General features: G+C 40.3%; 8 protein-coding genes. All 8 read left to right on the forward strand.

Annotation, left to right across the window (positions count from 1 at the left end; translation table 11 throughout):
• Positions 1 to 30 precede the first annotated feature (30 nt).
• Positions 31 to 3,360: a DNA polymerase III subunit alpha gene (gene dnaE, locus FC33_RS07695; RefSeq protein WP_057828012.1), complete on the forward strand. Its 3,330-nt coding sequence runs from the start codon at positions 31 to 33 to the stop codon at positions 3,358 to 3,360.
• Positions 3,361 to 3,525: 165 nt separating this feature from the next.
• Positions 3,526 to 4,488, forward strand: coding sequence for a 6-phosphofructokinase (gene pfkA, locus FC33_RS07700; RefSeq protein WP_057828013.1), 963 nt, complete (start codon positions 3,526 to 3,528; stop codon positions 4,486 to 4,488).
• A 23-nt stretch (positions 4,489 to 4,511) separates the two neighbouring features.
• Positions 4,512 to 6,272, forward strand: coding sequence for a pyruvate kinase (gene pyk / locus FC33_RS07705; protein ID WP_057828014.1), 1,761 nt, complete (start codon positions 4,512 to 4,514; stop codon positions 6,270 to 6,272).
• Between the two features lie 174 nt (positions 6,273 to 6,446).
• On the forward strand, positions 6,447 to 6,908 hold the full coding sequence (locus tag FC33_RS07710) for a Panacea domain-containing protein (protein WP_057828015.1): 462 nt from the start codon (positions 6,447 to 6,449) through the stop codon (positions 6,906 to 6,908).
• Between the two features lie 388 nt (positions 6,909 to 7,296).
• Positions 7,297 to 7,662, forward strand: coding sequence for a hypothetical protein (locus tag FC33_RS07715; RefSeq protein ID WP_057828016.1), 366 nt, complete (start codon positions 7,297 to 7,299; stop codon positions 7,660 to 7,662).
• 204 nt (positions 7,663 to 7,866) lie between these two features.
• Entirely contained in the window at positions 7,867 to 8,166 is a 300-nt protein-coding gene (locus tag FC33_RS07720) for a nucleotide pyrophosphohydrolase (RefSeq protein WP_057828017.1), read from the forward strand.
• A gap of 367 nt (positions 8,167 to 8,533) precedes the next feature.
• Positions 8,534 to 9,733 carry an acetate/propionate family kinase gene (locus tag FC33_RS07725; RefSeq protein WP_057828018.1) on the forward strand — a complete coding sequence of 400 codons (1,200 nt, stop codon included), beginning with the start codon at positions 8,534 to 8,536 and terminating at the stop codon, positions 9,731 to 9,733.
• A 42-nt stretch (positions 9,734 to 9,775) separates the two neighbouring features.
• Positions 9,776 to 10,051, forward strand: a complete 276-nt coding sequence (locus FC33_RS07730; protein WP_057828019.1) for a hypothetical protein — start codon at positions 9,776 to 9,778, stop codon at positions 10,049 to 10,051.
• Positions 10,052 to 10,350: the final 299 nt, after the last annotated feature.

The raw sequence follows: 10,350 nt of genomic DNA on the forward strand, positions 1-10,350 counted from the left end.
AGGATAACAGTGATTAGAAAGGAGATTGTGATGTTTAGTCCATTACAAGTGATCAGCAGTTACAGTTTATTGCAGAGTACATTAAAAATCGATGAATATGTTAACCGCGGGAAAGAACTTGGTTATCAGGCATTGGCATTAACGGATATTAATGTAATGTACGGCGTGCTTGATTTTTATCATGCGTGCCAAAAAGCCGGAATTAAGCCGTTGATCGGATTAACATTGCAATTGAACAGTAAAGGGACGGATCCCCAAGAAATCATTTTATTAGCGCAAAATAAGAACGGCTATCAAAATCTAATGAAGATCTCGTCGGCCAAGATGACGGTCAACGGATATGAAGCAGGCGAAGGCCCGTTAGCGCTGGATCAAATTCAAGCATTCACGCAAGATTTAAAGGTGATCATTACTGAGAAATCACCAGTCTTTGCTGGAATCCGCAATCATAGTTTTGAAGTCGCAGCTGATTTTGTAAAGCAGTTATTGCAATTTTGGCAATCTGAAGATGTTTATTTAAGCGTTAATCCGCAAATGGATGATGACTTAGTTTACGGTTTGCGCCAATTACAGAATCAATTTGGAATTCGGCTGATTGCAAACGAGCCAGTTAAGTATCTTCATCCTGAAGAAGCATTTGATCTGCAGGTTTTAAATGCGATTGGAACAAATGCAAAGTTGATGCCGGAACAGCTTGCATCCCCGATTAAGGGTGAAGACTACCTTAAATCAAGCGAAGAATTGCATCAAGAATTTACCCAGTCGGGCCTTGAAGACTGTTGGCAAACGGCATGTGACCTGGTTGAACAGATTCAAATCAACCTTGAATTTCCGCCAACGCAATTACCGCATTATGCAACGCCGGATGGAATTGATTCGGCAACGTATCTACGGCAGCTTTGCCAGGCAGGCTTGAAGAAACGGCTAGCTCAAATCCCGAATGCTGATCCGCAACAATATCAGCAACGGCTTGACCACGAATTGGAAGTCATTCACCGGATGGGGTTTGATGATTACTTTTTGATCGTGTGGGACGTTACGAATTTCTCCCATACGCATGATATTTTAGTGGGACCAGGACGGGGGTCTGCAGCCGGTTCGTTGGTTTCATATACCTTATTTATCACCGACGTTGATCCGATTGAATTCGGTTTGCTGTTTGAACGGTTCTTAAATGAAGAGCGGGCGCAAATGCCGGATATCGACTTGGATATTCCTGACCAAAAACGAGATGAGATCATTGACTATGTTCATCAAAAATACGGGCAAACCCATATGGCTCAAATCATTACGTTTGCGCACCTGAATGCGCGGCAGGTAATTCGCGATGTCAGTCGGGTAATGGGCCAGAACACATTTGAAGTTTCTAACTGGTCAAAGGTAATGCCGCGGCTGCACAATGTTACGTTAAAGAATGCGTACCAGCAATCGCAACCCTTACGCAATATGCTGGCTGACAGTAAATTAAACCAAAAAATCTATCAAACCGCGATGGCCCTTGAAGGATTACCGCGACAATACAGTACCCATGCCGCAGGGGTGATTTTGAGTGATCATGATTTGCGGGAATTTGTTCCGGTGCAAATTGGCGGTGAAGGAATTTACTTGACGCAATTTGCGAAGGAACAGGTTGAAGAAGTCGGCTTGTTAAAGATCGATTTCCTTGGATTGCGCAACTTAACGATTCTGGATAACGCAATTCACTTTGTTAAACGTGATTTTGACCGGAATTTTGACATTCATCAAATCAGTCTGGAAGATCCGCAAACGTTGCAGGTCTTTCAAAAGGCAGACACTGCGGGAATTTTCCAATTTGAATCAAGCGGAATCCGAAACGTTCTGGAACAGCTGCGGCCGCAACGGTTTGAAGATATTGTTTCAACCAACGCGCTGTTCCGCCCGGGTCCAATTCAAAATATTGATGAGTTTATTCGGCGGAAAAACGGCCAGGCGCCGATCACGTACCCGAATCCGCGGTTAAAGCCAATTCTGCAACTGACTTATGGAATCATTGTTTATCAGGAACAGGTTATGCAGGTGGCGTCCGAAATGGGCGGCTTCACGCTTGGCCAAGCGGATTTGCTGCGGCGCGCAATGAGTAAGAAGAAGCAGGATGTAATTGACCGGATGCGGGATCAGTTTATCCAGGGAGCGATGAGCAAAGGATACGCTCAGGTGGATGCGGTTCAAGTTTACGAATTTATTGAACGGTTTGGAAACTACGGCTTTAACCGGTCGCACTCGGTGGCATATTCAAAGTTAGCCTTTCAGTTAGCGTACATTAAATGTCACTATCCGGCGGCCTTTTATGCGGCAGTCTTGAATTCCGTCGTTGGTGCGGCTGAAAAGACACGAAACTATGTGATGGAAGCGCGCGAACGCGGGGTTCAAGTTCATTTACCAGACGTTAATCAAAGTCAAATCTACTTTATTTTAAAGAATCATGAAATTTACTTTGGTTTCCGGAGTATTCGAAAGCTGCGGATCGACTTTATCCAAGCGCTTTTGAATGAACGCAAGGCAAACGGTTATTTCCATGGCTTAGTTGATTTCATTCGGCGCATTGATAATAAGTTTTTGAATCAGGAAACGTTGGAAGCGTTGATCTATGCCGGAGCATTCGATTCATTTGATTCCGATCGCAATCATTTGCTTGCGGAAATGCCAGGAATTCTTGAAGGCATCAAGTTAAGTGGCGGCAACGTTGATTTGTTGAAACAATTAATGCCGAAGAAGACGGCGCCAACAGCCGGGTTATCTGCCAACGAGTTATTGGAAAAAGAAGCCGAATATCTTGGAACGTACGTATCTGGGCACCCGATCGATCAATACCGGAAACTGATTGAAATTTACCGTACGGTGCCGGTCAACCGAATTCAGGTCACGAATTTTGTGCGGACGATTTTGTATGTTAAACACGTTAAGCTGATTCGAACTAAGAACCAGACACAGATGGCCTTTGTCGATGTCAGTGATCCGACCGGCGAAATTGAAATGACGGTCTTTCCGCAACAGTTTGCTCAATTTGGCGGGCTGCTGCATTCGGGCGAAGTTTTAATGATCACCGGCAAGGTTCAAGAACGGAACGGCAAGCTGAATTTGGTTGCCAATACAATTCAACGGGCGGCTGAAATTAGTGATCGCTGTTATTATTTGCGCGTTGATCAGTTGAATGCGCCTTTGCAGCAACAATTATTGCAAGTAATGCGCCAAAATCACGGTTCGGTTCCGGTGATCGTTTACGAAAAACAACGGCAACGAAAAATTGCAATGGAGCAGCAGTACTGGTTAAGTGATTCAGCACAAACCAGGACAAAATTGGTTCAATTACTCGGGAAGGATAACGTTGTCCTTCAGTAAAAAATGGATAAAATTGGTCTAAACCATCAAGTGCGTAGGAACCCTTAAATCCTCCGAAAATCCTTAAATATAATTGAAAATATTTAAAGACAACTAAATTTAAAAGTGATAAGATAGTAATCGGAGAATGTATATTATTAGATTTATTACTCGAGGTGAAAACAAGTGAAACGCATTGGTATTCTTACAAGCGGTGGCGATTCACAAGGAATGAACGCTGCTGTTCGTGCCATTGCTCGTTCTGCAATGAGCGCTGGTCTCGAAGCTTATGGAATCAACTACGGATTCAAAGGGTTAGTTGAAGGTAACATCTTTAAGATGAACTCTAAAGAATTAGACGGCATTATCAATCGTGGCGGCACAATTCTTTATTCAGCTCGTTTCCCAGAATTCGCTCAAGAAGAAGTTCAACTTCAAGGGATCGAACAACTTAAGAAGTTCGGGATCGATGCTTTAGTTGTTATCGGTGGCGATGGTTCATATCACGGTGCTGAAAAACTTACAAAGCACGGTTATAATTCAATCGGTGTTCCAGGAACGATCGATAACGATATTCCAGGAACAGACTTTACAATCGGGTTTGACTCTGCAGTAAATGTTGCAACCGAAGCCCTTGACCGGATCAACGACACTGCAACTTCACACCAACGGACATTCGTTGTTGAAGTTATGGGTCGGGGAGCAGGCGATATCGCATTATGGGCTGGAATTGCTGCAGGTGCGGATGCAATCGTTATTCCTGAACGCGATTATGATATTGAAGCAATCGCAAACAAGATCAAAGAAAACCGTGAAAACGGTAAAGATCACGCTTTGATCGTTCTTGCTGAAGGCGTAATGTCAGCACAAGAATTCAAAGAAAAATTAGATCAATACGGCGACTTTGATAGCCGGGCTGTAACATTGGCTCACATCCAACGTGGTGGCGTGCCAACAGCTAAGGATCGGGTATTGGCAAGCCGGTTAGGCGACTATGCCGTACGTTTATTACTTGAAGGTAAAGGCGGTTTGGCCATTGGTATCCACGACAACAAGCTTGTTGCCACAGATATCATTGACACATTGGAAAACCACAAGCACAAGACAGATGTCTCATTGCTTGACTTAAATGATCGTTTAAGATTCTAATTTGACAGAAGGAGAACTAACTCATGAAAAAGACAAAGATTGTTAGTACACTTGGACCAGCAAGTAACGATTTAGACACAATCGTTAAGTTGATCGAAGCTGGCGCAAACGTATTCCGTTTCAACTTCTCACATGGTGACCACGAAGAACACTTAGGTCGTTTAAACCTTGTTCACGAAGCTGAAAAGAAGACTGGTAAGACAGTTGGTATCTTACTTGATACAAAGGGTGCTGAAATTCGGACAACTGTTCAAAAAGACGGCAAGATCGAATTCCACATTGGCGATGAAGTTCGGATCTCAATGGATGACTCAATTGAAGGTACAAAGGAAAAGATCGCTGTTACATACCCAGGACTTTACGATGACGTTCACGAAGGCGGCCACGTATTGTTCGATGACGGTTTGATCGACATGCAAATCGAAAAGAAAGATGACGCAAACCGTGAATTGGTATGTAAAGTATTGAACGAAGGTGTGTTAGGCTCACGTAAAGGTGTTAACGCTCCTGGCGTATCAATTAACTTACCAGGAATCACAGAAAAAGACTCAAGCGATATCCGCTTTGGTTTGGATCACGAAATCAACTACATTGCTGCTTCATTCGTACGTAAGCCACAAGATATCTTAGATATCCGTGAATTACTTGAAGAAAAGCACATGGAACACGTTCAAATCTTCCCTAAGATCGAATCACAAGAAGGTATTGACAACTTTGATGAAATCTTGAAGGTTTCAGATGGTTTGATGATCGCTCGTGGTGACATGGGGGTTGAAATTCCACCTGAAAATGTTCCTTTGGTACAAAAGTCATTAATCAAGAAGTGTAACGCTGTAGGTAAGCCAGTTATCACAGCTACACAAATGCTTGACTCAATGATCGAAAACCCACGTCCAACACGTGCCGAAGCATCAGACGTTGCTAACGCTGTATTTGATGGGACAGACGCAACAATGCTTTCAGGTGAATCAGCAAACGGTGACTACCCTGTAGAAGCTGTTGCAACAATGGCACGAATCGACGTTAAGGCTGAAAATGCATTACGTCAATACAAGAACTTCTCAATCAACGACTTCGATAAGACAGACGTTACAGAAGCAATCGGTCGTGCAGCTGCAGAAGCAGTTGAAAACTTAGGCATCAAGACAATTGTTGCTGCTACAGAATCAGGCTACACAGCTAAGATGATTTCGAAGTATCGTCCAGATGCAGACATCTTAGCCGTAACATTCGACGATCGCACACGTCGCGGCTTGATGGTTAACTGGGGCGTATATCCAGTTGTTGCTGAAAAGCCAGCTACAACAGATGAAATGTTCAAGTTAGCTACAGAAGAAGCTAAGAAGGCTGGCCTTGCTAAGGAAGGCGATTTAATCTTAATCGTTGCCGGTGTTCCTGTTGGCGAAAAAGGTACAACAAACATCATGAAGATCCAATTAGTTGGTTCTGCATTAGTTAAAGGCCAAGGTGTTGGCGAAGAAACAGTTATCGGTAAAGCCGTAATTGCTAAGTCAGCAGACGAAGCTAACAAGAAAGCTGAAGAAGGTTGCGTACTTGTAACAAAGACAACTGACAAGGACTACTTACCAGCAATCGAAAAGGCATCAGCATTAGTTGTTGAAAACGGTGGTTTAACATCACACGCAGCTGTTGTTGGGATCTCAATGGGTATCCCAGTTGTTGTTGGTGCTGAAAACGCAACAGACGCTATCAAGGAAGGCGAAACAGTCACAGTAGACAGCCGTCGTGGTTCAATCTACCGTGGTGCTTCAAGCACTCTCTAAGATAGAGTTCAAATGAATATAACCGATTAGTTTAAATTGCAAGACGTTGCAAGTTAAACTGAGCGGATCGAAGGTCGCACTCGACGGGGTGCGACCTTTTTTTATTCAAAATTTGATTGACAGTCGTGGAGGAATCCATTTTAATATAGATTAAGAAGATTGGAGGCGAAAGTGATGTACGATGTTTTGAAGATCGTTAACTGGATGCGGGTCAAAAATAAAGCTGAGTTAATTGAAAATGAAAACGCGGAAGAACTGACCCAGATGAAAGCAATGAAACTCCTGTATTATGTTCAAGGTGTAAGTCTTGTATATTTAAAGCACCGGATGTTTCCAGATGATATTTTAGCTTGGAAATATGGCCCGGCAGTTTCAAAAGTCCATCAAAAATATCAAGGACAGCGTGAAATTGTTGGTGAGGTTTCGGAAAATGATATCGATGATTATAATGAATTGAGTGCCAATTCCAGGGTTAACAATGTCTTAAATACCGTTTGGGATACATTTGGTTATATGTCGGCATCACAGCTCCTGAAGCAGACTCACAAGGAATCACCATGGAAGAATACGAAGCAAAGTGAAGTCATTACCGATGATGAGATGAAAAAGTATTTTTCAAAAATTGTGAGTGAATGAGATGAAGATTCAAAGTCAGGATAATAACAGTTAACAGTTAAAATCTGTCCTGTATAATATGAATTACAATTAAACGGCTAGGAATATAAAGAGCTGGCATAGTGGATACACACGGTGACCCAGCAGCAACGTACCTTTCGCGAAGGCAACGTGCTCCAGTGTATAGCGATATTCTTCATGACGTCTGGGGAATATCTCCAGGCGTTTTTTGTTAGTTAAATTAATTGAAGGAGGACACGTGAAGAATGGAGTTTACGGTCAAAATGCATGTTGAAATTGAGAAAGTTGATGATTCAAACCAACAATCATCCGCACAGCTGGGCGGAAGCGATGGTTAAACATGCAAAGAAAGCTAAGTAACTAAATGGAATGGGAGAGGGTTTATAAGATGAAAAAGAAAATAACTGAAGAACAGTTAAATGCGTTAACTGAAGCAGTGCGCAAGGAACTTAAGGAAAATGATTCGAATGTGCTTTACTTTGATGAGTATGATTATTTTTGGCCACGTGATCAAAACGGAGATGATATTGAGGCGAAAGATTTTGCGGATGATTTAGGAATTAAACTAGGTTTATTTACAAGGGTAAATCGTTCAGGAGAACTTGAAATTTATCAAAAGCATTCGCGAATAACTTATTTGATTCAAAATGGGATAATTACTTTTGGATTCATTAGTATTTTAGTTCAACTGCCGTTTGTAGCAATTGTAAACATTTTTGATCCTAGTCATTTTCTTAGATCAGTATGGAGATAGTATCAATTAAAATCCTTATGACAATAAAAAAACGTGGAAAATTAAGTACGCTTGATGAGATTTAAAAATAATATGGGCTATTGTAGAATTTAAAATTTTATTTATTTGACGGATAGTTTAAAAGCAACCTCTTCCGGTGAGGAAAAGGCTGCTTTCTTATACGGTATAATAAAAGAGAGTGAAAACGAAAAGAGGCAATTTATCATGGATCATCAAAAATTAATGCAGGAACTTATCGATTTCAGAAACTCGCGCGGATGGGATGAGGCCCATTCCTTGCCAAATTTAGCAAAGTCAGTAAATATTGAAGCTGCGGAAATTTTAGAAATTTTTCAATGGAAAAAGACAAGCGATGAGTTAAGTGAAGATGAGAAAACGCATTTAAAAGGCGAAATTGCAGATACGTTAATCTATCTGTTTTACATGTGCGACCGATTGAATGTTGATCCAATGGACGTGATGAAGGCGAAACTTGAGTATAATAAAGGACGGAAGTGGGATTGAGGAAAAAGACGGAACCTATTGGGGGTTAAAGTAAAGATAGCAATAAAAGTTAAAGCTTTTTTAAGATTAAGTGTGAAGAATAAATTTTACATTTAATTAGTTTGAGTGCATTTTACGCTTTAAATATAACACGTGATGAGTTTCAGAAGGATATTAGATTAAAACTTTAAGTATTTGAATGCCTATACTGAGAATAATCTTTGAATTTAGAGATAATTCTTTTTTGTACTCGTGATAACTATAAACACAGTTATAATTAAGCTAAGATTTCCAATTTCTATAAACATAATTATAATTTTATATTTTAACTTCATATTGAAACCGTCTCCATTACAGCATAAAATTAAATTACAAAGGGGACATTTTTATGAATAAAATTTTAATAATCAACTGTGGGAGTTCGAGTTTGAAGTTCAAACTTTTCGATGACCGAGGGGAAGCGGTCATCGCGCAAGGGTTAGTTGAACGGATTAGCCAACAAGAATCACCGATTAAGATTAAGTATGAGGAGCAGGTTGCGAAGTTTACCGCTGCTATTCCTAATCATACGACTGCGTTGCAATTTATTTTCAATCAACTAATTAAGCTAGGAATTATTTCAAATTTAGATGAGATTCAGGCTGTCGGACATCGCGTGGTTGCAGGGGGCGAATACTTTGATCGGTCTGTTGTAGTCACTGAAGATGTGATGAATAAGATCGATGAGTTATCCGAACTAGCACCGTTGCACAATCCAGCAAATTTGACTGGAATTAAAATTTGCAAGAAGCTGTTGCCGCATGCAATGGGCGTGGCAGCGTTTGATACGTCATTTCATCATACCGTGCCGGAAAGGAATTTTATGTATAGTGTTCCGTACGAATGGTATTCGAAATATCATGTTCGCCGATATGGAGCGCACGGAATCAGTCACCAATATATCGCAATGCAGACTGCAGCGATGATGAATAAGCCGCTTGATGAATTAACGATGATTTCATGTCATTTGGGGGCTGGTTCGTCAATTTGCGCAATACAAAACGGAAAGTCATATGATATTTCAATGGGCTTCACGCCACTTTCAGGAGTGCAGATGGCAACCCGTTCAGGCGATGTTGATGTTTCACTTGTTTCATACATCATGAAGAAGTTACATATTAATAATATTGATGAAATGATCTACATCTTGAATAAAAAATCTGGATTCAAGGGCGTTTCAGGTATTTCGGCTGACATGCGCGATGTTGAACAGGCCGCAGCAGATGGCAATCAACGGGCGCGGTTGGCAATTGAACTGTATGTCAACAGTGTGATTCGGTATATTGGACAATATATTGCCGAATTGCAAGGAATTGACGCCATTACATTTACTGCCGGAATTGGTGAAAATGCGATTGAAGTTCGTGAACAGATATTAAAGCATTTCAACTATCTGAGATTGACCGTTGACCATGCGCGGAATGATGTTCGCGGAGAAAAGCGCTTAATTTCCGGTGACAATTCAAGTATTCAGGCTTTTGTAATTCCAACTGACGAAGAGCGAATGATTGCGATGGATGTCCGTCGGTTATTGCAAAAGATTCAGTGATGAATTATTATTTAAAATAATTTAGGGATGGGAGAGAAAAGGATGAATTCGCAATTACATGATTACGTTAAAAAACATTATGAAAATGGTGATTATGGGAATTATCATGATGGCAAATATGAATATCATTACGAGAATTTCACTCGCGATGTGCGGGATGATTACGAACTAGGATTTCAAAAAGGAAAAGCAGACCGTTTTAATCATTTTCGCTTCTTCCCGTTGAAACTGTTTAAAAAGCTCAATCAGTTATTTCATGGGAAACTGCATGAAGTTGTTGATTATATTGAAGGTTATCGAGCGGCGTTTCAACATTAAATTTGTAAGGCATTAACTGCATTGTGCGGTTGATGCTTTTTTAATACGTAGTTAAATATTATTTTATAAAATATACAAATTAAGTATTGAATAACATCTCTTATTTAATACTTTTTATTTTTATAAAAAACAAATTATAACATTTGGGAGATTACATAATATAACGTTCTTATTTTTATTAAAAAATACAAATTATAATTGCTTATATAATAACGGTTAATCGATTTCATAAACATTAGAAATTATTTATTTATTTTCAATATTTTATGTTGACAAATATATATATATATATATATATA

Source organism: Ligilactobacillus aviarius subsp. aviarius DSM 20655 (assembly GCF_001436315.1).
Taxonomy (GTDB): domain Bacteria; phylum Bacillota; class Bacilli; order Lactobacillales; family Lactobacillaceae; genus Ligilactobacillus; species Ligilactobacillus aviarius.